Consider the following 22,904-nt stretch of genomic DNA (forward strand, 5'->3'; position numbering starts at 1 on the left):
CCGGCGCGATTTCTGATCGATCGGACGATCCCGTCCGATCGGAAAGCGCGCTAGGCGCCGGGACGCTGCTTTCGGCGGCGTTGGAGCGGACGGCGCCTCACTCTGGCTGGCGATTTATGTCGAACCCTGGTTCCCACAGGCCTCATTGGCGGCGCGCCGCGGTTCTGGCCACTCTGCTGGCGCTGTCGACCAGCTCCGCCGCCCGCGCGCAGCTCGCACTTCCGGGAGCGGTCGCGCCTGCGGAAGAGGGCTCGGTCGCAGTCGGCGTCGAGACGCAGGCCAAGCCCGCACAAAAGAAGCGCCCGAGGGCCTCCTCCGAGGGGGCCTCGGGGCCGGCTATCGCGCCGAAGCCGCCGAGCGAGGACAGCGTCGCCGGCAAGCAGCTGTGGCTGGACGGATCGCGCAGCCTGATCGAATTGCAGCGCCCGGCCGGCGAACTCCAGGTCGCCAAGCTGACGTTGAGCGGCGACAGCATCACCCGTTCGGGCGAAAGCTGCCGCGTGGACGTCGCAGGCACGCCGCTGAAGCTGTCGCCGCGAGAAAACCAGGGCGGACTGCGACGTTATCAGGTCGATTTCCCGGCCTGCCCCTTCACGCTGGAGGTGCTGGACGGCGCCGTTCTCGTCGTCAACGAAGGCGGCGCCTGCGAACTGAAGGCCGCCGATTGCCGGGCCGACCCCAATGGCCTCTGGGGCGTGCCGGGAGCCGAACTGACCGACCCCAAGCGCGCTGCCGAAATGCTCAACCAGCGCGCCCGGGTTGAAAAGACCGTCCGCGCCGATTTCCAGGCCCTTTACGACAAGAACAAAACCGACAAGATCGTCCGCAAACTGCTCGTGCGCGAGCAGGCGGGCTTTTCCTCGCGCCGCGAGGAAATATGCCGCAGCTACGCTCAGGAGTCCGACTTCGGCTATTGCGCGTTGCGCGTCACCGAAGCGCGGGCGCTTACGCTCGGCACGCAGCTCGCCACCGGCGTCAAGCTGCCGGCCAATCTTGCCGCGGACGACCAGCCTGCCCCGCGCAAGCCGGGCCGCAGCAAGAGATAGCCGAGCCCCCCGCCGCCTCGCCGCATAATCCGGGAAAACCTCGTTCTGCGATTGGCCCGCGGATCGCATCGCTTGGCCGCTGCAAGCCCGACTCGCGCCGCGGGATTGGTTCAGAGGGCGAGCGCCCTTTATCTCAAGGGATCGAGCCCCAGCCTGATTGAAGGAAGCGGGACCCATGTCGTCGAACGAACTCGGCCGGGCGGCCAGCCCCTATCTTCAACAGCACGCGGCCAATCCGGTGCACTGGCGGATGTGGACCCCGGCGGCTTTAGAGGAAGCCAGGGAACAGCGCAAACCGATACTGCTGTCGATCGGCTACGCGGCCTGCCATTGGTGTCACGTCATGGCCCATGAAAGCTTCGAGGACCCCGCGACCGCCGCCGTGATGAACGACCTCTTCGTCAACATCAAGGTGGACCGCGAGGAAAGGCCGGATATCGACCACATCTATATGTCCTCGCTCCAGGCCTTCGGCCTGCAAGGCGGCTGGCCGCTGACGATGTTCCTCACGCCGGAGGGCGAGGCCTTTTGGGGCGGGACCTATTTTCCCAAGGTCGCGCAATATGGCAGGCCCGATTTTGTGACGGTCATGAAAACCGTCTCGCAGACATTCCGCGCCGAGCCGGACAAAATCGCCCACAATGCGGCGGCGGTCCGCAAAAGCCTGGCCCAGGCGGCGCTGGCCGCCCGCAGCGAAAAGACCGAAATCGCCCCCCGCGCTCTCGACGAGCTTGCGCCCCGCGTCGCGGGGCTGATCGATTCCCGCAACGGCGGCCTGCGAGGCGCGCCTAAATTTCCCAACGCTCCGATATTGGAGTTTCTGTGGCGAGCCGGGCGGAGGCTGAGAGATAGCTTCTATCTGGAGCTGGTGAAGCTGACCCTGACGCGCATGTCGGAAGGCGGCCTGTTCGATCATCTCGGCGGCGGCTACGCCCGCTACTCCACGGACGAGAGATGGCTCGTCCCCCATTTCGAAAAGATGCTCTACGACAACGCCCAGATATTGGAGCTCCTCGCCCTGTGCCATCGCGACTCGGGCGACGTAATTTTCCGCACGCGGGCGCGAGAAACGGTGGCTTGGCTGCGGCGAGAGATGACGCATCCGGAAGGGGCGTTTTGCGCCAGCCTCGACGCCGACAGCGAGGGAGAAGAAGGCAAGTTCTACGTCTGGACCACGGATGAGCTGAAGGAGATTCTCGACGAGGACGACGCCCGTTTCTTCGGCCTCGTCTATGACGCTGCGAGCGGCGGCAATTGGACCGACGACCACGGCCGAACCGTCGTCATCCTGAACCAGCTCGATGCGACGTCCCCGTCGCCGCAGGAAGAAGCGCGGCTCGCGCCCTTGCGCAAGAAGCTGTTCGAGGCGCGGGAAAAACGTATCCGCCCCGGTCTCGACGACAAGATCATGGCCGACTGGAACGGGCTCATGATCGCGGCGCTGATCAATGCGGCCACGCTCTTCGATGAACCCGAGTGGATCGGCCTCGCAGCGCGAGCCTATGATTTCATCGTCGGCGCCATGAGCTATTCTGACGAGGCTGGCGACATCCGCCTCGCCCACAGCTGGCGCGCCGGCGTTTCCGTCCGCCCGGGAATGGCGCTCGATTATGCAGCTATGATCCGCGCCGCCCTCGCGCTTCACGAAACCCGCAATTGGGTCGGGCGCCGCGAACGGGACTACCTCGCTGACGCAATCGCCTGGGCGAGATCGCTCGAAGCTCGCCACCGCGACGCCCGAACGGGGCTCCTCACCATGGCCGCGAGCGACGCGAGCGATGTCTTGGTTCGGCTCGCTCCCACCGCCGACGACGCCATTCCAAACGCGCATCCTCTATATCTCACAGCGCTCGTGCGGCTTGCGGGCTTTACCGGGGACGCGGGCTGGATCAAGCGCGCGGATGAATTATTCGCGGCCGTGGGCCCTTCGGCGCAGACCAATCTGCTCGCCCACGCCGGCATCCTGAACGCCCTGGATTTCCGCCTCGGCGTGAAGGAGATCGTCACGGCCGGCCCAAAGCGGCAGGAGCTTTACGAGACAGCGCTCGGCGCGCCCTTCCCTGAGCGCATCGTCATCGATATCGATCGCCCCGAGCTGCTTCCTGCCGAGAGCCCGAGGCGGGCGCAAGCGGATTCGGCCGGCGAGGCCGCGGCCTTCGTCTGCGCCGGCGGCGCCTGTTCCGCGCCGATCACAGACAAGCGGGATTTGCTCGATAGACTCGAACGGCCTGTTTCTTAGGGCCAGGATCGGCCCCTTATTCAATGCGCCTGGTCGAGATAGGCGAGAATTTCCGCCAGGCTGAAATCCGTCCTGCCGGAGAAATGGCGAATAATCGACTCTATTCTCGGCAAGTCCTGCGGGCCTTCGAGGTCGAGCCTCACCTTGGGACACGCGAGTTCCGGCGGAGCGGTCAAGCTCAGGGGCCGGTACACTCGGCTGTTCTGGCGCAGGAAAGCCGGCCCTTCCCGGCGCTGCTCGGGCGATGCGCGGGTTCCCGCCTCCTCGAGCGCGGCAGTGGTGAAACCGTCTATTTCCATCCCCTTGGGCCAGGTTTGGGTGAGCGTGTTGCCGATCCAGTCGAGCATGCCGTCCGTCATTTGCAGCAGATTCGCGACCTGATCCACCAGCGCGGGGTCGATCAGAGGATTGCGGGCGTCGATCATGACCCCGCCCTTGGCGCCGGTCGCCTTGAGGGAGCCAAGGAGACGACCCAGCAGATCGTCGCGCGGACCGCTTTCGCAGACGGTCCCGCGCGCCTCGCAGTAATCGCGTATCGGCTGGTCTTCCGGCTCGTCGCTGGTCGTAACGACGACGCCGGCGAGCTTATCGACGCCCGAAAGCCGGTCCAGCAATAGGCCGAGCAGAGGCTTCCCTTCCGCCGGCGACAATATCGCTGTTTCCCGGCCGTCGCAGGTCAGGGTTGCGGAAACTATGGCGAGAACATTCATCGGCGCGCCCTCCTATTCCGCCGGGCGATGCACGACATTGGCGGTGAGAAAATCCCCTGCCGCCATAACGCCGTCGTCGTCCATCGCATGGCCGAGGCCGGGCCGGCGCATGGTTTTGACCGGAACGCCCTCGCCTTTGAGGAACTCCCGCGTCGCCATCATGCCGCCGATCGGCGCGATCGGGTCGGCGTCGCCATGGATCAAGAGCACGGGCGGCCTGGAGCCTATCGCCAGGTTTTCTCCGCCGTGAAACAGGCCGGAGAAGGAAACGATGGCCGCGAGAGGCTTCGCGCGCCTCAGTCCGACGTGCAAAGCCAGCGTCGCTCCATGCGAAAAGCCGACAAGCGCAAGGTGGTTGTCGGGCAATCGACATTTGGCGAGCATGTCGTCGAGAAAAGCGTCGAAAAGAGGCCCGGTGGTTTCTAGCGCCCGTTTGAGGCCCGCGGGATCCAAATCCGTGGCGTCGAACCATTGCCGCCCTCCCGCAGCGGCCGGAAAGGGCGCCTCCGCGGCGACAAAATCCGCCTTCGGCATGGTCGGAGCCCAGTTCAGCGCCTGATCGATGATCGCCGCGCCGTCGCCGCCCGGACCATGAAGCAAAACTACGACATAGGCCGGCTTGCCGCAGGACAACGCTGCAATCTTGGGCCCTTCGACAACCGCGGCCATGCCCCAAGTCTCCTCGATCGACGATTCCTTGACCATCGCTATGCAAAGCCGCTGCCGAGGGACCGCGCCGGCTTTGGCTTTGAACATGCATGGAAGCGGAGAAATTCCGGCCGTTCGCACAAATGGACGATCGGCTCCCTGGAAGCGCGCTGCATGACGGATAAGACGGAATGGGTCGTCTGGAACGGCTCGCTGGGCGTTCTCGATCGGGTCGCGATCGGCCATATCGAGCATGGCGCCGAAGGCAGACGAGCCTGTCTCGCCCCACCCTATGACATGGTAGGGCCGTTCGATCTCGATGAACTCGAAACGCAAGGGCGGATCGCCTTCGGCGCCTGTTTCGTTATGTCCAACGAGAGATGGAAACAGGATCAGGTCGACCTTCGGATCGAGGGCCAGGAAAAACGCCGGGCCATATTCGCGAGGCTGGATTTCGACGACGAGGAAGAGGAGCGCCGCGAGACTCTCGGCCTGCCGAGCGAAGGGCCGATCACGGCGTCGGACATCAATGCGGCCTTCCGAAAGCTGGCGAAAACCGCGCATCCCGACGCCGGCGGCAGCAATGAGCATTACCGCCGCATCGCGGAAGCGCGCGACGCGCTGCTCGACCAATATGCCGACAGGGTTTAGGGCGCTTTACCCGCCTTTGCGGATCAAGAGCCCCTTGGACGGATCGTAAGCCCAAATCGCGCCGATCAGGAACAGGCTGGTGTACGCCAGCAGAGCCGCGCACGAGTCCCAGGCCATCTTCTGATAGAAGGCGAAGCGTATCAGCTCCACCGCATGGGTGAAGGGATTTACTGCGCAGAAGTAATAGAGCCAGGGGCTCGCCTCCTGCACCCGCCAGAGCGGATAGAGCGCGGAAGACGCAAAGAACATCGGAAAAATCACGAAGTTCATCACCCCGGCGAAGTTCTCGAGCTGCTTGATGAGCGACGACAGCAGCATGCCGAGCGCGCCGAGCATGAGGCCCGACAGCGCCAGCGCCGGCAGCACCGTGACATAGCCCCATTTGGTCGGCGGCTCGATCTCCCAGAAATAGGCGATCAGCAGATAGGCGTAGACCTGGAGAATGGAGACGCAAACGCCCGCAAAGAGCTTGGCGCCGAGCAGGAACCAGCGCGGGAACGGCGAGACCAGCAGCGTGCGCATATTGCCCATCTCGCGGTCGTAGACCATCGACAGCGAGGACTGCATGCCGTTGAAAAGCTGGATCATCGCCATCAGGCCCGGCGTGATGTAGACCTCATAGAGAACATAGGTCTCGTAGGGCGGGATGATCGAAATCCCCAGCACCGAGCGAAACCCGGCGGCGAAGATGAACAGCCACACCAGCGGCCGCACCAGCGCGGAAACGAAGCGCTCGCGCTGATGCAGAAAGCGCAGCGCCTCGCGCCACACCACGCCGCCGAGGCAGATGGCGTATTGGGCGGAGGTGAAGGCGGGAAGGCTGCGCGAGCCGGCGGCTGAGGAGCTGGAGCTGGTCATTTTCCCCTTTAAAATTTGTTATTGCCGCGAACCATCAGCGCCGGGCAGCGTGGCGCACGCCGCCAAACCCGTCATGCCCGCGCTTGTCGCGGGCATCCACGGAAACACCCGCTCATATCGAGCGCTTGCGTGATTTCCCAGCGTAGATGACCGGGACAAGCCCGGTCATGACGGGGTTGTTATTGATCAAGCCGTCGAGCGCGGTGTGCGTATCAAAGCTCCTCAGTCCGTGCTTGGCCCAGACGGCGCGGACCTGCTCGTCCGAGGCAAATTCACCGCGCTCCGCCTGCGCGAAGGATGCCGCGAACGAAGCTTCCTCATCGGCGCTTAATGGTACGACCGATTGCTCCTTCAACCCTACCCCTCCCCTCCCGACGTCAGCCGCTCAAAAGCCTCGCCAACGCCCGCCGCGCCCTGCGCCGCGACGATATCGGCGGCGGAGCCCTTGGCCAGCGCCCTGCCCTTATGCAGCACGACGACATCATCCTGCGGCTCGATCTCGTCGATGAGATGCGTGGTCCACAGCACGGCAAGGCCCTCGCGCTTCACGAGGTCGCGCACATGGGCGAGAATGTCGGCACGCGCCTTGATGTCGAGGCCGACGGTGGGCTCGTCGAGCAGCAGCAGGCGCGGTCCGTGCAACAAAGCGCGGGCGATTTCGATGCGCCGCATCTGCCCGCCGGAAAGCGCGCGCGCCTTGTCCTTGCCGCGCTCCGCCAGCCCCGCCCGCGCCAGAGCCGCCTCGGCGAGACGCTTGCCCTCGACCGGGCCGATTCCATGCAGCGCGGCGTGGTAAGCCAAGTTCTGCATCACGCTCAGTTCGAGGTCGAGCGTGCGCGCCTGAAACACGACGCCGAGCCGGCGCAACGCTTCGCCGGGCTGGCGCGCAATGTCGTAGCCGAAAATCTCGACCGAGCCGCCGCGTGCGGCGTAAAGGCCGGTCACGAGCGAAAACAGCGTGCTTTTGCCGGCGCCGTTGAGCCCGAGCAGCGCGGTGAACGAGCCGCTTTCGATGTTGAAGCTCACATCGTCGAGCGCCTTGCGGACGCCATAGGAATGCGAAAGATTCTTGAGCGCCAGAGCCGGCGCCTCGGCGCTCATTTGCCCGCCACCACGACGCCCCACGGGAACTGGCCGACCGGAATGGACTTCACCACCTTGAGGCTTGCGACGTCGATGACCGAAACATCGTTGGACACGCCATTGGCGGTGAGCAGATATTTTTCGTCGGGCGTGAAGGCGAGATGCCAGACCCGCTGGCCGACCAGCAGATATTTTTCAATCCTTTTGGTCTCGGCGTCGATCACGGCGACACGATTGGCCGGGCCCAGCGCAACGAAAGCGCGCTTGCCGTCCTTGGTGAAGGAAATGCCGATCGGCTGGATCGCCTCTTTGGTGAGCCCCGGAATTTGGAAGGAAATCTTTTGCTTGGCCTCGCGTTTCTCGGGGTCGATCACCGAGATCGTGCCGCCGACCTCCGAGGAAACCCAAAGCTCCGAGCCGTCGGCCTTGTACTGAGCAAAACGCGGACGCGCATCGACCAGAATATTGGCGACGATCTGCTTCGTCTGCGTATCGATCATATGCGCCATATTGGTGGTTTCGGAGGTGTTGACGAGCGTCTTGCCGTCGGGACTGACCGCCATGCCCTCGGGCTCGACGCCCACCGGCACATCGCCGATCTGGCGCTTGGTCTGCGCGTCGATCATGGTGACGAGATTGTCGTTCTCGTTCGAGACATAGACCGTCTTGCCGTCGGGGCTCAGCGCCATCAGCTCGGGATCGGGACCCGAGGGCAACTTGCCGGTGATCTGGAGCGTCTTGGTGTCGAGCACCTGAATGGCGTCGTCGTCGCCGGCGCAGATGAAAAGCTCCGAGCCGTCTTTGGTGAGTTCGACTCCCCGCGGACGCCGTCCGACCTTAATGGTCTGGACCGCCTCCAGCTTATCGGTGTCGATGACGGTTATGCTGTTGCCTTTCTCATTGCTCACATAAGCGAGAAAGGCGTTGGCGGGCGTCGCGGAAAAAAACGCCATAGCGCCAAGCAGAGACAGGATATTCTTAGTGGTCATTGCAGCCTGCATTTCGTTTCCGGCTTGTCGAGGCCGAGCGTGTCGAGCTCGCTGGTCTGGTGCAAAAAGCCCTCTTGCGGCGATACCGAGACGACCATGCGCCCGTCCGAGAGAAGGATCGGCTGGCGCAGCTGCTGGTTCCAGCCCCGCAGGGAAAGGCGCACGCCCTTGAAGGCCGCGATCAAAAAATCGGGCCCGGCGAGATAGGCGCGCAGTTTTTGCGGATCATCGGAGCCGGTGCGCGTCGCGGCCTCGCCGATCATGCGCATGGCGAGCCAGGCGTTGTTGTCCCGGGCGTTCATGATGCGGCGAAAGCGCTGCATGAAGCGGTTCTGCAACTGCTGTGCGCCCCATTGTTCATGGGCGCCGTCCCAACTCGTCGGAACGAGACCGGCCGAACCCGCCACGGGCCGCGCGTCCCAGTTGCGATAAGGCAGATAGCCGGCAAAAACCTCGCTTTCGTCCGCCGCGATCAGCACGTCATAGGCGGGCGCGCCCTGCGTGAGGACAGGCATCTGCCGCTGCGTCTGCACCGAACCGGAATCGCTCCGCCGTCCGCCGCCGGTATCCTCATAGACCCGCTCTTCCACGATTTTTGCGCCGAATTTCTTGGCCGCGGCGCGATAGGCCTGCGCCAGAAGTTCATCGGCCGGATGCGAACCCTTGATCAGCAGCCAGCGGCTCCATTTCTTCCAGACGAGATATTGCGCCAACCCGTCGGCCAGCATGGCGCGGGATGGCGTGACATGGATCACATCGGCTCGGCAGCTGTCCTCGCGCAGGCTTTCGTCGGGAGCCGAGACATTGAAGAGCAGCCCGCCCGTCGCCCTGGCGCGGTCGGCGGCGGCAAGGAGACGCGGCGCGTCGAGATCGGCGATGACGAGCCGCGCGCCTTTCTCGATGAGCTTGTCGAGCGCCGCGCCGGCGTCGTCGCCCTCCTGCAGCAGGGCGTCGATGGTCTCGAAAGTCTGGCCGGTGAATTTGCCCGTGGTGTTGTCGTCGTCCGCGCCCATGAGGGCGCCGGCGAGAACGTCGTCCGCGGCGGGGATATCCAGTATCGAGATGGTTTCGCGAGAATGGGTCTGCCGCAGCACCCCGACCTTCACGGTCAACGGGTCTGCCGCAAAAGCGGCGGCGGAAACGCAGAGGCCGAGCAGAACGAGGAGCGCGCGCATGCCTCTTTCTTGCAGGCTTCGCACGCGAGGATCAACGGGAATTATTGCAAAGATGCGGAACGGCGCCGCCTGCAGTTCAGCGCCGCCCCAACTCAAACCTTTAGAAGAAAGAACCGAGAATCGCGCCTCCAAGCGCAAATACTACCGTGCTGGCGAGAAGCGCGGGAAAGCCCAGCACCGCCCCGCCGACAATGGCCCCGAGAACGGCGCCTGCGCCGCCAAACAACATGACCTTCTGGGAGATTTCGCCTTCGCCAAGTTGAGTGCTCATGAAAGATCTCCTTTTGCGTTTCCAGGACCTTCCGCGGCGCAAGCCGACAGCTGACGCCAGCGGATTCGTCCACGCGCCTGTTATATTCTTTGGCGCGCGCGAGGCATGACGCCTTGCAGCTGTAAAAACTACGCCGAGCGCGTCAAATCGCCATGCGATAAACCGTCGCATGAGAAAACAATTATTGGCTTAATTCTCAAACTCGTGAGTTCTATGCTTGGAGTTATTAGAATATGAGACTCGTCGCGCAGCCGTCTGCGCCGCTCGCCTTCGGCGCGTCCTCGCCGTGCTTGAAAGCATGGCGGCGCAAAGAGCGCCCGGACGCCGCCCGAGCCCGCCTGCGTGGCGTCGGAGCGGAGGCTGCTTTAAAAAACCTTTGATGCGCCGCCCCGATTTCCGCAGGAGAAGCTCTGCGGACACGGTAGGGACGCACGGGTGACAAGAAATCGAGCGACAACATCAGCGCGACCGCTGTCGGTTCCACCGGAAAGCGCGCTAAGAAACTGTCCGCTTTTGAGAAGCGCCGCCCGGCGATGTCATGCTGCAGGCGGCAGGACCACTAGAGTCTTTCCGGTTCAGATTGAACCGGAAAGACTCTAGAACTCTTTGTTTAAACGTGTTTTCTTCACGCGAACCGGTATCCGCTTCGCTCGAAAACACTCTAGGATATGCGAACGAATGCCGACAAGCGATTCCCCCCGCCCACTGCTTGGCCGCAAGGTCTCGCTGGTTCACCCGGCCTGGCACAGCTGCGGGACATATCGCGTGGTTTTGGGCCAGATTGCCGCCTACCGCGCATTGGGAGCCGAAGTCTTTCCCATCGCCATCGGCACGGACCCCGGCTACGTCCCTGAGCGTCGCTGGATATGGCGGGATTTCTTGAGATCGACGCCCGAGCTCGACGACGGACCGCGCTATTTTGGGGGGACGCCCTTTCGAGCCATGCTGGAGCCGAAGTTCCTCGGGGAAGTGCTGTGGCCTTACCTCCATGGCGATCAGGCGATCATCCGCACCGGCTTCGCCGAGCGCTCCGCCCTGTCGCCGGAAGCGGAACGGCAGTCATACGATCTGGTTCACTGCAACCATTTCTTCCTGATGCCCGTAGCCGAACGTCTCGCCCGCGGCGAAGCCCGGGTGTTGCTCGACAGCCACGACCTGCAGGCGCGCCAGTTCGCGCTGATGAACGAGCGAATGCCCTGGCTGAAGCCGCATGTGAGCTATGAGACGATGCTCGCGGAGGAACTCGCCTATATGCGCAGGGCCGATCTGCTCATCCACCTCAATGCGCGGGAGGACGAGGAATTCCGCGCGATGCTGCCGGAAAAGACCCATGCCCTGCTTTATCCGGCGGTGCCCGAGGCGCCGACAGGACCGGGCGGACCGGACGTCGTTTTGGTCGCGAGCAACAATTCGGCCAATGTCGAAAGCGTGATCTGGTTCCTGCGCGAAGTCGCCCCTCTGGCTGAAGGCGTGGCGGTGAAGATCGTCGGCAACGTCGACGCGGGGGTGCGGTCCCGCGCGGCTGCTCTCTTCGAACGCTACCGCAGCTGGTTTCTCGGCCGGGTCCAGGACCCCGCCGCGGTTTATGCAAGCGCGCGCCTGGCTTTGCTGCCGACGATCAGCGGCCACGGCCTTTCGATCAAGACCGTCGAAGCGATGGCGAGCGGGCTTCCCCTGATCGCCACCACGCTCGCGTTGCGCGGCATGGGCGAGCAGGCGCTGTCCCTCCCGGGCATAGTCGTCGCGGACCAGCCGCAGGCCTTCGCGCGCGCGTTGCAGACAGCAGCCGCCGCTGCGCCACCGAGCGCGCGGGAACGCGAAAACGCCGCTTCGCGCGCCTATTATCAGGCGCATTTTTCCGCAGAAGCGTACCGCCGCAATCTCGTCGGGCTTATCGCGCCGCTCCTCGGGAAAACCGGCGCGCTTTCCGCTCGAACGGAGTCGTTCGAGCGATAGGAAATCGCGCCAGATCAATGCATGTGAGCGCATTCTCATCGCAAAAGCGTCCCGACTTTTGCGGAATGCGGGCGCGTGCGCTTTCCGCTCGAACGGAGTCGTTCGAGCGATAGGAAATCGCGCCAGATCAATGCATGTGAGCGCATTCTCATCGCAAAAGCGTCCCGACTTTTGCGGAATGCGCGCGCGTGCGCTTTCCGCTCGAACGGAGTCGTTCGAGCGATGAGAAATCGGGCGCGCCCCGGTTCAGGCGGCGTCCAGTCGCTGCAGTAATTCCTCCAGCGCCTCGATGTCGGCCGGCTTGGTGAAATGGTCGTCGAAACCGGCCTGCCGGCTGCGGGCGACGTCCTCTTCCTGTCCCCAGCCGCTGAGCGCGACCAGGTTCAAGGCCCGGCCTTCCGGACACTCGCGTATTCTCGCAGCCGTCTCGTAGCCGTTCATATGCGGCATGCCCAGATCGAGAAAGACCAGTTCGGGCTTGAACTGCGGGATCTGTTCCAGCCCCTCGGCGCCGCTGTAGGCGGCGCGCGCCGTCGCGCCGAAGGTCTCCAGCAGCAGCACGAGACTGTCGGCGACGTCGTGATCGTCGTCGATCACGAGAACGCGCCGAGGAGACCGGCTATCCTTTGGCACCACCTTGTCGCTCATCGGTTCTCTCTCGAAAACATTGAATAGGGGGAACCGAACGATGAATTCGCTGCCCCGCCCAGGCCCGTCGCTGTAAGCCTCGATCTCGCCGCCATGTAGTTGTACCAGCTTGCGCGCCAGAGCCAACCCGATGCCCAGCCCCCCCGGGCGCGCCCGAGCGTGCGATCGACCTGCGTGAAGATTTCGAACAGGCGGGGGAGCATCTCGGGCGGCACGCCCGCGCCGTTATCGCGGACGCTCACCACGGCTTCCTCGCCCCTGCGTTCCGCAGTCAGCTCGATGCGGCCGCCCGATTCGGTGTATTTTGCGGCGTTGTTGAGCAGATTGGCGAAGACCTGCGTCAGTCTCGTGGGGTCGGCGTCGAGCAGCATGGCCTCCGGCGGCAATCTGATCTGCAGCACGAGGCCGGCCGAATCGATGAGAGGACGGCTCGTATCGATCGCGTCGCGAAGGACGGAGGCCAAATCGACCGCTTCCTTGCGAAGGAGAATCTTGCCTCGGCTTATGCGCGATATCTCCAGCAGGTCGTCCACCAGCCGCACCAGATGGAAAATCTGCCGTTCCATCATGGCGAGCAGGGCGCGTTTACGCTCGTTCGTCGCCGCATCCGCGTCGTCCGCCTTGCGCATGAAATGCATGGCGTTGCTGATCGGCGCCAGCGGATTGCGCAACTCATGGGCGAGCGTCGCCAGAAATTCGTCCTTTTGACGGTCGGCGTCGCGCAGGGCCTGCAGCACCCGATTGCGCTCGGTGACGTCGCGCGCCACCACCTGCACGGCCGGCCTGCCCCGCCATCTGGTGGGACCGGTCGCGGTCTCCACGTCCAGAGGCGTCCCGTTCAATTTGCGCCAGCGGTGATTTATCAGCGGTTGGACGCGGCTTTCCTCGAGCACGCTTCTCATGCGCTCGACCACCAGATCATGATAGACGGGATCGACTATGTCGAAGGGCGTCAGGCCCAGGATCTCGTCGCCGCTCGCCGCGCCGAGAAGCCGCGCCGCCGCCTGGTTGGCGTAGACATATCTCCCTTCCAGCAGCACCATGATGGCGTCGGGATTGAGCTCCGCGAGCGCGCGAAACAGTTCCTCGTTTTCCCGAAGCGCTTCGGCGTCGTGCTTGCGCTGTGTCCGGTCGGCGACCACTGCGACGGCCCCCACCGGCAGGCCGTCCTCACCACGGATCGGACTTGCTGAAATCTCCGCGCACCAGCGTCTCCCGCTGGGAAGAAGCACCTCGATCTCCTCGGGAGCGATCTCCCCGTTCTGCGCCACCGCGCGCTGCATCGGCAGCTCACTGAAGGCGAGTTCGCGCCCGTCCTTGAAATAGCGGATGCTTCTGCGGCTCGGGTCCGGAGCCGGCGACGAGATGGCGTCCTCGGAATCGCAGATTTCAAGCAGCGAATAAAGAGTGGGGTTGCCGAACACGACTTCGCATCCGGGATCGTTCGAGTAACCGATCCCGATCGGCGCGGCGCACATCACCGCCTGGAGCCTCCTTTCCGCCTCCATCAGCCTCTGCTGCGCTCGCTTATCATCGCCGATCTCGCGATTGATCGACGCATAGCCGACGGGCGCGCCGTCCCTTCCGGTCAGCGTGAAAACCGAGCGCTGCATCCAAACCGGCTCGCCGGTCTCGAAATTGCGGAAGCGGATTTCAGTCTCTCTGCGCCCTTCGCCGGCCGCGCTCAAGTCATCTTCATGACGAACGGAAGACCGGTCTTCGGGAAAGAAAAACTCCTCGAGCGGAATGTTTTTCGCCTCGTCGAGGCTCTTCAGACCCAGCATTCTCATACCGGCCGGGTTCAGAAATGACAGCGAGCGGTCGAGGTTCCAGATGGCGATGAATTCATCGCACTGTTCGGCCAGGAACAGGAACAGGCACGCCTGCTCTTCGGGGAGCCTGCTGGATGTCGGGTTATCCGGCGCGTCGCCAGAGCAACCGGGCTGCGCTTCGTCTGAAAAGCAAACGCGGCTCCCGCCCCCGTCGCCCCTTCCCGGGGCGAGGCCAACGGCCCTGAAACCCGTATTCGGATGCGATCCGGTTTCCCGCGGACGCTCGCGCCGCTTTTGGGCGCCGTAGGCCTCCGCAAGGAGAATAGAGCAGAACACGCCCCCAAAGCCGTTGGCGACAGGGATCGGACCGATGCGCAGATCTCGTCTGGGGGAGCCGGGGTTCGCCCCCATGTGGCAGGACGCCGTCGCGGGCTCGCCCGAGTTCAGAACCTTTTCGATCACAGGCGCCAGGTTTTTCCAGAGGTCGGGGAGAACCTCGGCGAGAGGCCTGCCGAGCCAGGCCTCGTCCGCTCCGCCCATCGCCTCCTTGCCCGCGTCGTTGAAAAGCAGTGCAAGATCCGGCCCCCAGCAGATCAATAACGGATAGGTCGAGTTGAGGCAGAGGCTGACAGCGGCGCAGAGGCCCTGAGGCCAGAACGCGGGCGCCCCGAGGGGAGTATTCGCCCAATCGGCGCCCCTCATGCTGGCGGCGACATCCCCGCCGCCGAAAAAGTATCCGGGATATGAAAAACTCTGCGCTGCGGTCTCCATGACCCGCTCCTGCAATAAACCGAATTCAGAGCAAAAAAGCATGAGACTGTGGGAATGCAGCTTGGCGCTTTTGATTGCCCTGATGCTTCGGAGGCCCGCGAACGAACCTCCCGCACAGCCCGCCAAATCCGGGCCCGGATTGAGAAAATCATTTCCTTCTATAAGATTAGCTGCAGCGACGAAGGCTTGCAACCTCGAGCGCGCAAATATTGGGAAAAGCTGAGAAAAAAATAGCCGCTCAGCGGCTCGCCGACGTTCACGCCCTCCCTTCCAGAAGCCGCGCGGCCGCCGCTCTCGCCTCGTCGGTGATGGTCGCTCCGGCGAGCATGCGGGCGATCTCCTCGCGGCGTTCCGCTTCCTGGAGCAGCGTCACCATCGTCGAAACCCGGTTCTCCCCGGCGGCGGCCTCGCCGACCGCGCCCTTGGCGATGCGAAGATGCCGCGAGGCCTTGGCTGCGACCTGCGGGGCATGAGTGACCGCCAGAACCTGCACCCGCGCGCCGAGCCGCGCCAGGCGCCGGCCGATGGCGTCCGCGACGGCGCCTCCGACGCCCGTATCGATCTCGTCGAACACCAGCGTCGGGGCCGAGCCGCGATCCGCGAGCACCACCTTGAGCGCAAGGAGAAAGCGCGCCAGTTCGCCGCCCGAGGCGACTTTGACCATAGGCCCCGGCCGCGAGCCCGGATTGGTCTGCACCCAGAATTCGGCGCGATCGATTCCTTCGGACGTGCGGTTTTCGGGGTCGCTCGCGATCTCGGTGCGAAAATGGGCCCCCTCGAGCTTCAGAGGCTTCAGCTCCGCATCCACCAGCGCATCGAGCTTCTTCGCCGCCTCGCGGCGCGCCTTCGACAGCGCCTGCGCCGCGGCGTCATAGTCGGCCCTGGCGGCCTCCGCCTTTTCCTGGAGCAGAGCCAGCCGCGTCTCGGAAGCGTCCAGCGCGGCGATTTCCAGGGCGAAGCGCTCGGCGAGCCGCGGCAGTTCCGCGACGCTCACATGATGCTTGCGGGCGCAGGCGCGCAAGGCGAACAGGCGCTCTTCAAGCGTCTCCAACTCGCGCGGATCGAAATTGCTCTGCTCCAGAGCGCTTTCGACGGCCTCTTCGGCGAAGGAAAGGGCGTCGACGGCGGCCGCGAGCGCGCGAAGGGGAGGCTCCAGCAAGTCAGGGGCCTGCGCCGCGCGGCGCTCCAGGCGCCGGGCCGCCTGCGCGATGTGGCCCGCCGGGGAATTGTCGCCGGAAAAGGCGCCGAGCGCGTCCCTCAGATCGACCGCGACTTTTTCCGCGCGCTGCATCGACTGCCGGCGTTCGGCGAGGCGCTCCTCCTCGCCGTCCTCCGGCGCCAGCTTGTCGAGCTCTTCGTGGGCGTGGCGCAGATAATCGGCGTCCGCCCGAGCCTTGGCGACCCTCGACTCTTCGTCCTCCAGCGCGTGACGCGCCGCATGCATGGCGTCATGCAGCGCCCGCACCTCCCCCGCCTCGCGCAAGAGTCCGCCATGGGCGTCGACGAGCTCGCGATGCGCGGAGGAATCGACCATCGCCCGCTCGTCGTGCTGGCAGTGGATCTCCACGAGCTCCCGGCCGATGACGCGCAACCCCTGCGCGCTGATCGGCTGATCGTTGACGAAGGCGCGGGTGCGCCCGTCGACCGACTGGATACGGCGCAGAATGAGTTCGCCCTGCGCCTCGAGGCCGAGTTCGCGAGCCGCGAGATTGGCGGGGTGGTCGGGAGAAAGATCGAAGACGGCTGAAACCTGCCCCTGAGGCCTGCCGGCGCGAACCAGGGAAGCGTCGCCGCGCCCGCCCAGCGCCAGCACGAAAGCGTCGAGCAATATCGATTTGCCCGCTCCGGTTTCGCCGGTGAGCGTCGTCAGCCCGCGCTCGAATTCGAGGTCGAGCGCGTCGATGAGCACGATGTCGCGAATTGAAAGCCGAACTAGCATGAGCCCCAGCGTCAACGGATCGGCGCTCTTTTACGCGATTTTGCGTCCGAGCGCATTCGCCAAACCGAAGCGTCCGCGCATAAAACGCAAGCTTCACAATTTCGTTCAAAAAGCTTCACCCAAGCCCGTCAAGTTCCGCCCGCCGCCGAATCCGGCGGATTGATATTCCTTGGGGGAGCCACATGCGTTCGCTTTTCACCCGTTTCCTGAAGACTACCGCCCTTGCGCTGATCGGCGCAGCGGCAGTTTCCGCCGCCGCGACGGCCAGGGAACTCCAGTCGCCGATGAGCCAGTTCGGCCACCTCGACCACGTTTTCGTGATCATGATGGAGAACGAGGCCGACACCGACATCCTCGGCAACGCCAACGCGCCTTTCATCAACGCCTATGCGCGCTTCGCCAACCGTGCGACCAATTACTTCGCCGTCGGCCATCCCAGCGCGCCCAACTACCTTGAAATCGTCGGCGGCTCGAACTTCGGCCTCAACGAAGACTATTGGCCCAAGTGGTCCGGCATCGGCTGCGTCGATAACGCTCCGGGCAGCACCGGCTGCCAGAACGCCTTCACCCCGGTTTCGGGCGTCGGCGTGGACAACGCCGTGGTCGCAACCACGAAGACTGCCAGCGACTGCAACGGCCAGCTGACTGTCACCGGAACGGCCGCGCCGAACAACTGCGCGCTGTATGACTATCCGGCCACGAACTTCACGCCGAAGACGATCGCGCACCAGCTGGTTCAGAACGGCTTGACCTGGAAGACCTATCAGGAGAGCCTGCCCTCCCTCGTTCCCGGCGCTTTCGGCGTGAACTATTCGGACGGCGAATTCTCGAGCCTGAGCCCCGTCGCGGTCTTCGGACCGGGCCCGATCCAGAAGCTCTATGCCGTCAAGCACAACCCCTTCGCCTATTTCCTGGACATCGAGACCGGCTCCAACCCGGCCCTGAGCATGAACCAGGTGGTCGATTTCTCGGGCCCCAACGGCCTGTGGGCGGACATGCAGACCGAGCACGGAATGCCGAACCTCGCCTTCATCGTCCCGAATCAGTGCCATGACATGCACGGCGGCGTTTCGGGCGGCACGCCGATCTGCTCGACCAAGACGACGGATGAAGCCAACCTCCTCATGCAGGAGAGCGACGCTGCGCTCGCCAAGATCGTCACCGGCATCACCTCTTCGCCGGCCTGGCGCAAGGGCCGCAACGCCATCGTCGTGGTTTGGGACGAGAACGACTACGAAAACCTCGCCAATCGCGTGATCTTCCTCGTCGAGACCAACTACGCCGCCAACGGCTTCGTGAGCACCACGCCTTACGACCACTATTCGCTGCTGCGCACGCTCGAAGCCGGCTTCGGCCTGCCCTGCCTCAATCACGCCTGCGACAAGACCTCGCTGGTCATGAACGAGCTCTTCGGCTTCCGCCAGCAGAGCCACCACTAAAAATTCTGCGAGCGGCGGGGTCACACTCCGCCGCTCGTGAGCTTTCGATACTCGTCGTTCACGGCCTGCTGCAGTTCTTTCCAAACCGGATTGATGCGCACCTCAGGCCCCCAATTGTAGAGCGCCTTGGCCACATCGGCGACGGTCTCGTTGATCGGCTCGCTCCCGCCCTCCTCCATCTCCATCGAAAAAAGCTTCGGCGGCGCAGCAGCCCGCCAGCTGTCCCAGTGCTCGTTGGAATAATCGGAGACGCCGCGTTGCGCCGCGAGAAGGCCGGGCGTGAATTTTGAAAAGCGTCCGTGCAGCGGCCCATCCTCCGGTTCGCCGAGGTAGGCCTCTCGCACAGCGAAGTAACGCAGGTGCTGAATTTCATGCGCGAGGCAACAGGCCATCCTCGCGTCGCTCATCTTCGGATCGTAATAGATTTTGATGCTTCCGTCGGGAAAAGCCTCCCCTTCGGCGGTGAAGCTTTGCCCGAGACAATCGAAAATGCGCGTCTCCGGGCTTAAAACCGCCTTGCCCGGATCATGACCGAACTCGAGCGCAAGCTCATGAAGCTTTGCGCTCTTTTTCAGGAAATCTTCGCTTTCTGCGGGACGCCGCAGCGGCTCAGGAATATGGGTCTGAAAATCCGCATCATGCGTGATGATCCACTCGAATTCCGGATAGGCGTCCGCGATATGCTCCCACCACCGGCGCCCGTCATGCAGCCGGCGCGACAGGTCGTTGACCCTTATCCGGCCGAAAACGCCCGGATGCGCGTTCAGACCCATAGCGACCGCGCCGATCATCGCCCGGCCGAGTCCCGGCCGCAGGGAATTTATCTCCTCGAACACAAGCGTCGGCGGATCGTATTTTTGCGCAAGCAGCAGCGCGACGCCGGAAGCCTCGGGATCATGAGGCAGCGTAATCATTTTACTGGAAGTCGAAGCGGCGATCTCGCAAAAGCCGTCTCCATATTTTTTGGAGCGGACATATAAGCCGAGCCCGCGCAAATTCGCGGAGATGGCGGCGGCGATGGCGTCGTTCGGCGAAACCTCGTTCCGCCCCCCTCCGCCGCCGCGCGTCAACCAGCGCCATATTCCGAGCTTCATCGCCTTCCGCCGGGTCTCCAGTTAGGGGACGAGATGTTCGAGTTCCGGTAGAAGGACGACGCTCTCCTGCTCGTTCGGGTCGGTGCGCGCGACCACCGCGACCGCGACCTCGGTCTTGCTCGAGTTCATCGGCATGTGCGGCACATTGGGGGCGATGTAAACGAAATCCCCCGCGCGGGACTCGACCTTGTGCTCCAGCCGCTCGCCATAATAGGTCGTCGCCTCGCCGCTGATCATATAGATGCCGGTCTCATGAGATTCGTGCAGGTGCGGCTTCGCCCGCGCCCCCGGCGGTATGGTCAGCAGCTCGAGATAAAGGCCTTTGGAACCGACCGATTCGGCGGAAATCCCGGGGGCGAAGGTAAGCCCCTGCTTGCCTCTCACGACTTCGGCGCCCCTTACGAGAGCGAAGGGCTTCGAGGCTTTCGCGGCGTTCTGTTCGGGCATGATCGTCTCCATATTCGACCAGGAGAATATGGAGTTCAAACCATCGGGGCAATGGAGACATCGAGAGGGATCAGTCGGCGCAGGCCGACGCCGATCCCTGCACGGCCTCAGCAGGTTTGGAGCGCCTCTTCACAAACGCTCGACGCGCCGCTGCGAAAAGAATGCGCTCCAACTCCATGACTGAAACCATTTTTTCAGGAAGAGCTAGAGGCTGACGTTGACCGCGATCGGCGTGGTCACGCCATTTGCGGGCATGGGGATCGTGCCCAGGTTCTGCTGAGTCTTGCCGGGCTTCGCGCCGTTTTTGTCGCTCGCCTTGACCGTGTAGGCGATGCCCATTTGCGGGCCCGCATTGGCCCAGTTGTAGGGAACGGTCACCGTGCAGGTGAAACCGGCGCCGTTATTGGTGATCGTGGCGGGGGCGGAGGCCTGTTGCGAACCACTGTGGATCAGAAGATTCACCACGCTGCCAATGCTCGCGAGATTCGGGGAGACGCCGCCGGCCAAGGGCGAAGCGGACTGATAGAGCAGGCCCGTGCACATCGCGACGCCATTGGCGCTGACGGCTTGATTGAACGTGCCCGTGATTGTGAGGACCACAACCCCGTTCGCGGTTCCCGCCATGGCGGCCGAAGCCGCGAGCGCGCCGCAAGACAAAGCCAAGGCCATAATCCGAAGCTTGAATTTCATCAATTTTCCTCCCAATCAGACGATCGTGATCCAAATGCGGGCGAACCAATGTTGCGCCACCGAAAAGACCACGAACACAAGCAGCCGCCGCATCCGTGAAGCTTCCGGCAGAATCAGCGCCAGCAAGCCTTGGCCGGCGACTTTTCTAAACATTTCTTAATAGTTGTCACCGCCTCGCTTGAGCCTTTCCCCAGGAAAGAGCGGATCGGTCTGCAAGAAAAGCGTGCTCGACCAAGGGCACAGCCAACGCCTTCAGCCGGGTTGGACCGAACCCGCCGCAAAACCGCCGGCCGGGTCGAGGCGAAAGAAAAGGCGCTGCCAACGTAGCGGCTGCGCCTATGGACGGCTTTGACGAGAATGCGCGCGGTCTGGGGGAATCTTTTCGAGCGCTTCTATGCGAACCGAGCGCGCCGCCAGGATATCAGCCCGGGCGAAGCGTCTTCGTGATTTTCGACATCCAGGAATCGGTGTGTTCCTCCGGCGTCAGCCCGTCGTTCTTCAGCAGAGCGAGAGCGTCCCCGTACCACTGGGAATCCGGGAAATTATGGCCGAGGATCGCCGCCGCGGTCTGCGCCTCGTTGGCGACGCCCATGCCGAGATAGGCTTCGGTAAGCCGGTAGAGCGCCTCCTCGGTGTGACGCGTGGTCTGGTATTTGCCGAGCACGGTGTGAAAGCGGTTGATCGCGGCGGGATAGTTCTTGCGGGTCAGATAGAAGCGGCCGACCTGCATCTCCTTGGCGGCGAGCTGATCGCGCGCGACCTGAATCTTGGTCTTCGCGTCGGAGGCGTATTCGGAATTCGGGAATTTCTCGACCAGGGCGGTAAAGGCCTGCAAGGCTTTCTCGGCGTTGGTCTGGTCCTGCATCACGCTGGTGATCTGATTGTAATAGGCCATGCCCGCGATGTAATACATATAGGGCGTGTCGGGGGATTTAGGATAAAGCCCGACATATCGCGTCGCGGAAGCCACCGCATCGTCGTAGGCCGGCTTCTGAAACTGCGAATAGGCAGCCATGACCAGAGCTTTGCGCGACCATTGCGAGAAGGGATATTGCTTCTCCAGCTCGCCGAATTTCTTGGCTGCGCCTTCGTAGTCGTGTTTTTCCAGCTTGGCGAGGCCAAGATTATACATATCCTCGGCCGGAACGTCTTCCTTGACCTCGGTCTTGTATTTCTCTCCGCCGCCCGTAAACAGATTGGTGACCGGATCAAGCAGATCCGCGCGCGCGCCGCCTGCAGCCGACGCAAGAAAGAAAACGGCCGGCAAGACGCTAAAACGGATCGGGCGAAACAGAACGGTCATCTCAAGCCTCTCACGGCGTTCCGGGCGTTCCTCGCCCCCTTTAAGTCTTCCGAAGCTTTAGCCCAAAGACCGGGCGGGCGCCAATGGCGCGCTTTTCCCGCCCGACCGAACAAAATCGCGCCCCAATCTGTCGCTCGAGGCCGAAGCAGGCTGTCAAAAAACGAACTTCCTCTGGCGATATTATGGCGAGCGGCCAAGTCAGAGCCTGGCCGGTTCAACTTCGGGAAGCGTGTTGGAGCGCCTTTCGCCCCGTGTTGCGACAAAGGCGCCCGGCGTCGTCATCAGACGCTCGACCAACCGGAAATTGAGCCCGTGGCCGCCGCGATAGGAACGGAACACGCCCGCGACGGGCGCCCCCGCGAGCGCCAGATCGCCTACGACGTCCAGCATCTTGTGACGCACGGGCTCGTCGGGGAAGCGCATGCCTTGCGGATTGAGCACTCGGGAGCCGTCCAGCACAAGGCTGTTCTCCAGCGAGGCGCCTAAAGCCAGCCCTTGCCGCCACAGCCGCTCGGCGTCCTGCACGAAGCCGAAGCTGCGCGCAGAGGCGAGTTCGCGCTCGAAGACCTCGGCGGACAGGGACAGCGCCAGCCGCTGCCGGCCGATGGGGCCGGGAAAAGCGATCTCGACGTCGAGATGGAGTTCCTCGTCATCGGATGGGGAAAGCTCCGCCCAGCCCGCGCCGTCGCTCACCCGGACGGTTTTCAGGATTTTTATGCCCCGGCGCGGGGCGGCGAGGCGCACGAGGCCCGCCTCCAGGATCGCGGCGACGAAATCCCGCGCGGAGCCGTCCATCGCGGGCGCCTCCGGCCCGTCTATCTCTATCAGGGCGTTGTCGACGCCCATGCCCGAAAGGGCGGCCAGCAAATGCTCGACTGTCGATACGCGGACGGACCCGCTGCATATTTCTGTGCGCAACTGCGTCGCGCCGACATTGGACCAGCAGGCCGGAATCTGCCGCACCTCCCCTGCGACGGCGAAAGCGATCCCGACGTCCGCGCCCGCGGGAGAAATGCGCAGCCTGGCAGGGCGGTCGCCATGGGCGCCGCGCCCAGACAGGGCGATGGATTTGCCGAGCGTGGTCTGCCGCCTGCGGGTGTCGAAACGGGGCTTCATCGGGTCTTTGCGTTCCTGGGGTCGTCGGCGCGCTCGGCGAATTCATCGCTCGAAAGGAA

General features: G+C 63.7%; 21 protein-coding genes and 1 pseudogene. 5 read left to right on the forward strand and 17 right to left on the reverse strand.

The features are described from left to right. The first annotated feature begins 116 nt into the window (after window positions 1–116). Together H2LOC_RS08085 and H2LOC_RS08090 are read left to right on the forward strand one after the other, a co-directional pair. Window positions 117–1,046, forward strand: coding sequence for a hypothetical protein (locus H2LOC_RS08085; protein WP_246207075.1), 930 nt, complete (start codon window positions 117–119; stop codon window positions 1,044–1,046). A gap of 175 nt (window positions 1,047–1,221) precedes the next feature. Continuing rightward, window positions 1,222–3,285 carry a thioredoxin domain-containing protein gene (locus H2LOC_RS08090; protein WP_136495936.1) on the forward strand — a complete coding sequence of 688 codons (2,064 nt, stop codon included), beginning with the start codon at window positions 1,222–1,224 and terminating at the stop codon, window positions 3,283–3,285. Between the two features lie 20 nt (window positions 3,286–3,305). On the opposite strand, the gene H2LOC_RS08095 is transcribed toward H2LOC_RS08090, so the two are convergent. Beyond that, window positions 3,306–3,995, reverse strand: a complete 690-nt coding sequence (locus H2LOC_RS08095; protein ID WP_136495937.1) for a glycosyltransferase family protein — start codon at window positions 3,993–3,995, stop codon at window positions 3,306–3,308. A 12-nt stretch (window positions 3,996–4,007) separates the two neighbouring features. Further along, window positions 4,008–4,664 carry an alpha/beta hydrolase gene (locus H2LOC_RS08100; protein WP_136495938.1) on the reverse strand — a complete coding sequence of 219 codons (657 nt, stop codon included), beginning with the start codon at window positions 4,662–4,664 and terminating at the stop codon, window positions 4,008–4,010. Window positions 4,665–4,817: 153 nt separating this feature from the next. Between H2LOC_RS08100 and H2LOC_RS08105 the strand changes: the two genes are divergently transcribed. Further along, complete coding sequence (locus H2LOC_RS08105; RefSeq protein WP_136495939.1) at window positions 4,818–5,294, forward strand: J domain-containing protein; 477 nt, start codon at window positions 4,818–4,820, stop codon at window positions 5,292–5,294. A 6-nt stretch (window positions 5,295–5,300) separates the two neighbouring features. Here the strand turns inward: H2LOC_RS08105 and H2LOC_RS08110 are convergent, their stop codons facing one another. The 6 genes from H2LOC_RS08110 to H2LOC_RS21520 form a co-directional block, all read right to left on the reverse strand. Then, window positions 5,301–6,152: an ABC transporter permease gene (locus H2LOC_RS08110; protein ID WP_136495940.1), complete on the reverse strand. Its 852-nt coding sequence runs from the start codon at window positions 6,150–6,152 to the stop codon at window positions 5,301–5,303. A gap of 112 nt (window positions 6,153–6,264) precedes the next feature. Then, on the reverse strand, window positions 6,265–6,507 hold the full coding sequence (locus tag H2LOC_RS21515; protein WP_136495941.1) for a hypothetical protein: 243 nt from the start codon (window positions 6,505–6,507) through the stop codon (window positions 6,265–6,267). 2 nt (window positions 6,508–6,509) lie between these two features. Continuing rightward, window positions 6,510–7,253, reverse strand: a complete 744-nt coding sequence (locus tag H2LOC_RS08120) for an ATP-binding cassette domain-containing protein (protein ID WP_136495942.1) — start codon at window positions 7,251–7,253, stop codon at window positions 6,510–6,512. Then, window positions 7,250–8,224, reverse strand: a complete 975-nt coding sequence (locus tag H2LOC_RS08125) for a YVTN family beta-propeller repeat protein (RefSeq protein WP_246207077.1) — start codon at window positions 8,222–8,224, stop codon at window positions 7,250–7,252. Before H2LOC_RS08125 ends, H2LOC_RS08120 begins: the two co-directional genes overlap by 4 nt. After that, complete coding sequence (locus tag H2LOC_RS08130) at window positions 8,221–9,399, reverse strand: ABC transporter substrate-binding protein (RefSeq protein WP_136495944.1); 1,179 nt, start codon at window positions 9,397–9,399, stop codon at window positions 8,221–8,223. Before H2LOC_RS08130 ends, H2LOC_RS08125 begins: the two co-directional genes overlap by 4 nt. A 100-nt stretch (window positions 9,400–9,499) precedes the next feature. Further along, the gene (locus H2LOC_RS21520) at window positions 9,500–9,670 is read right to left on the reverse strand and encodes a hypothetical protein (protein ID WP_202620549.1); all 171 of its coding nucleotides are present in this window, start codon (window positions 9,668–9,670) and stop codon (window positions 9,500–9,502) included. A gap of 678 nt (window positions 9,671–10,348) precedes the next feature. On the opposite strand from H2LOC_RS21520, the gene H2LOC_RS08135 reads away from it, so the two are divergent. Beyond that, a complete protein-coding gene (locus H2LOC_RS08135) occupies window positions 10,349–11,626 on the forward strand; it encodes a glycosyltransferase (protein WP_136495945.1) in 1,278 nt (425 codons plus the stop codon). Window positions 11,627–11,872: 246 nt separating this feature from the next. On the opposite strand, the gene H2LOC_RS08140 is transcribed toward H2LOC_RS08135, so the two are convergent. The 3 genes and pseudogenes from H2LOC_RS08140 to recN form a co-directional block, all read right to left on the reverse strand. Further along, window positions 11,873–12,274, reverse strand: coding sequence for a response regulator (locus H2LOC_RS08140; protein ID WP_136495946.1), 402 nt, complete (start codon window positions 12,272–12,274; stop codon window positions 11,873–11,875). A gap of 176 nt (window positions 12,275–12,450) precedes the next feature. Then, window positions 12,451–14,859: pseudogene (locus tag H2LOC_RS08145) on the reverse strand (sensor histidine kinase); the annotation flags it as partial. Between the two features lie 214 nt (window positions 14,860–15,073). Further along, a complete protein-coding gene (gene recN, locus H2LOC_RS08150) occupies window positions 15,074–16,756 on the reverse strand; it encodes a DNA repair protein RecN (RefSeq protein WP_136495948.1) in 1,683 nt (560 codons plus the stop codon). Window positions 16,757–16,938: 182 nt separating this feature from the next. On the opposite strand from recN, the gene H2LOC_RS08155 reads away from it, so the two are divergent. Continuing rightward, on the forward strand, window positions 16,939–18,195 hold the full coding sequence (locus H2LOC_RS08155; RefSeq protein WP_136495949.1) for an alkaline phosphatase family protein: 1,257 nt from the start codon (window positions 16,939–16,941) through the stop codon (window positions 18,193–18,195). Window positions 18,196–18,215: 20 nt separating this feature from the next. Here H2LOC_RS08155 and H2LOC_RS21730 read toward each other — a convergent pair whose 3' ends face one another. From H2LOC_RS21730 to lpxC, 6 genes are all read right to left on the reverse strand, one after another. Next, entirely contained in the window at window positions 18,216–19,289 is a 1,074-nt protein-coding gene (locus H2LOC_RS21730) for a hypothetical protein (protein WP_246207079.1), read from the reverse strand. Between the two features lie 21 nt (window positions 19,290–19,310). Further along, entirely contained in the window at window positions 19,311–19,736 is a 426-nt protein-coding gene (locus H2LOC_RS08165) for a cupin domain-containing protein (RefSeq protein WP_136495950.1), read from the reverse strand. A 204-nt stretch (window positions 19,737–19,940) separates the two neighbouring features. Then, a complete protein-coding gene (locus H2LOC_RS08170; protein ID WP_136495951.1) occupies window positions 19,941–20,426 on the reverse strand; it encodes a hypothetical protein in 486 nt (161 codons plus the stop codon). A gap of 15 nt (window positions 20,427–20,441) precedes the next feature. Next, a complete protein-coding gene (locus tag H2LOC_RS08175) occupies window positions 20,442–20,579 on the reverse strand; it encodes a hypothetical protein (RefSeq protein ID WP_154331599.1) in 138 nt (45 codons plus the stop codon). Window positions 20,580–20,847: 268 nt separating this feature from the next. Beyond that, a complete protein-coding gene (locus tag H2LOC_RS08180) occupies window positions 20,848–21,729 on the reverse strand; it encodes an outer membrane protein assembly factor BamD (RefSeq protein WP_136495952.1) in 882 nt (293 codons plus the stop codon). 198 nt (window positions 21,730–21,927) lie between these two features. Next, entirely contained in the window at window positions 21,928–22,845 is a 918-nt protein-coding gene (gene lpxC, locus H2LOC_RS08185; protein WP_136495953.1) for a UDP-3-O-acyl-N-acetylglucosamine deacetylase, read from the reverse strand. Window positions 22,846–22,904 lie beyond the last annotated feature (59 nt).

Origin of the sequence: Methylocystis heyeri (assembly GCF_004802635.2) — a bacterium.
Classification (GTDB): Bacteria; Pseudomonadota; Alphaproteobacteria; order Rhizobiales; family Beijerinckiaceae; genus Methylocystis; species Methylocystis heyeri.

Excerpts from the sequence above, each read along its gene's own strand:
- H2LOC_RS21520 (WP_202620549.1), bottom strand. The coding sequence starts at position 9,670 with ATGAGCACTCAACTTGGCGAAGGCGAAATCTCCCAGAAGGTCATGTTG.
- H2LOC_RS08095 (WP_136495937.1), bottom strand. The coding sequence starts at position 3,995 with ATGAATGTTCTCGCCATAGTTTCCGCAACCCTGACCTGCGACGGCCGG.
- H2LOC_RS08165 (WP_136495950.1), bottom strand. The coding sequence starts at position 19,736 with ATGCCCGAACAGAACGCCGCGAAAGCCTCGAAGCCCTTCGCTCTCGTA.
- H2LOC_RS08110 (WP_136495940.1), bottom strand. The coding sequence starts at position 6,152 with ATGACCAGCTCCAGCTCCTCAGCCGCCGGCTCGCGCAGCCTTCCCGCC.
- lpxC (WP_136495953.1), bottom strand. The coding sequence starts at position 22,845 with ATGAAGCCCCGTTTCGACACCCGCAGGCGGCAGACCACGCTCGGCAAA.
- recN (WP_136495948.1), bottom strand. The coding sequence starts at position 16,756 with ATGCTAGTTCGGCTTTCAATTCGCGACATCGTGCTCATCGACGCGCTC.
- H2LOC_RS08180 (WP_136495952.1), bottom strand. The coding sequence starts at position 21,729 with ATGACCGTTCTGTTTCGCCCGATCCGTTTTAGCGTCTTGCCGGCCGTT.
- H2LOC_RS08135 (WP_136495945.1), top strand. The coding sequence starts at position 10,349 with ATGCCGACAAGCGATTCCCCCCGCCCACTGCTTGGCCGCAAGGTCTCG.
- H2LOC_RS08105 (WP_136495939.1), top strand. The coding sequence starts at position 4,818 with ATGACGGATAAGACGGAATGGGTCGTCTGGAACGGCTCGCTGGGCGTT.
- H2LOC_RS08175 (WP_154331599.1), bottom strand. The coding sequence starts at position 20,579 with ATGTTTAGAAAAGTCGCCGGCCAAGGCTTGCTGGCGCTGATTCTGCCG.
- H2LOC_RS08120 (WP_136495942.1), bottom strand. The coding sequence starts at position 7,253 with ATGAGCGCCGAGGCGCCGGCTCTGGCGCTCAAGAATCTTTCGCATTCC.
- H2LOC_RS08100 (WP_136495938.1), bottom strand. The coding sequence starts at position 4,664 with ATGGCCGCGGTTGTCGAAGGGCCCAAGATTGCAGCGTTGTCCTGCGGC.
- H2LOC_RS08170 (WP_136495951.1), bottom strand. The coding sequence starts at position 20,426 with ATGAAATTCAAGCTTCGGATTATGGCCTTGGCTTTGTCTTGCGGCGCG.
- H2LOC_RS08155 (WP_136495949.1), top strand. The coding sequence starts at position 16,939 with ATGCGTTCGCTTTTCACCCGTTTCCTGAAGACTACCGCCCTTGCGCTG.
- H2LOC_RS08130 (WP_136495944.1), bottom strand. The coding sequence starts at position 9,399 with ATGCGCGCGCTCCTCGTTCTGCTCGGCCTCTGCGTTTCCGCCGCCGCT.
- H2LOC_RS08125 (WP_246207077.1), bottom strand. The coding sequence starts at position 8,224 with ATGACCACTAAGAATATCCTGTCTCTGCTTGGCGCTATGGCGTTTTTT.
- H2LOC_RS08085 (WP_246207075.1), top strand. The coding sequence starts at position 117 with ATGTCGAACCCTGGTTCCCACAGGCCTCATTGGCGGCGCGCCGCGGTT.
- H2LOC_RS08090 (WP_136495936.1), top strand. The coding sequence starts at position 1,222 with ATGTCGTCGAACGAACTCGGCCGGGCGGCCAGCCCCTATCTTCAACAG.
- H2LOC_RS08140 (WP_136495946.1), bottom strand. The coding sequence starts at position 12,274 with ATGAGCGACAAGGTGGTGCCAAAGGATAGCCGGTCTCCTCGGCGCGTT.
- H2LOC_RS21730 (WP_246207079.1), bottom strand. The coding sequence starts at position 19,289 with ATGAAGCTCGGAATATGGCGCTGGTTGACGCGCGGCGGCGGAGGGGGG.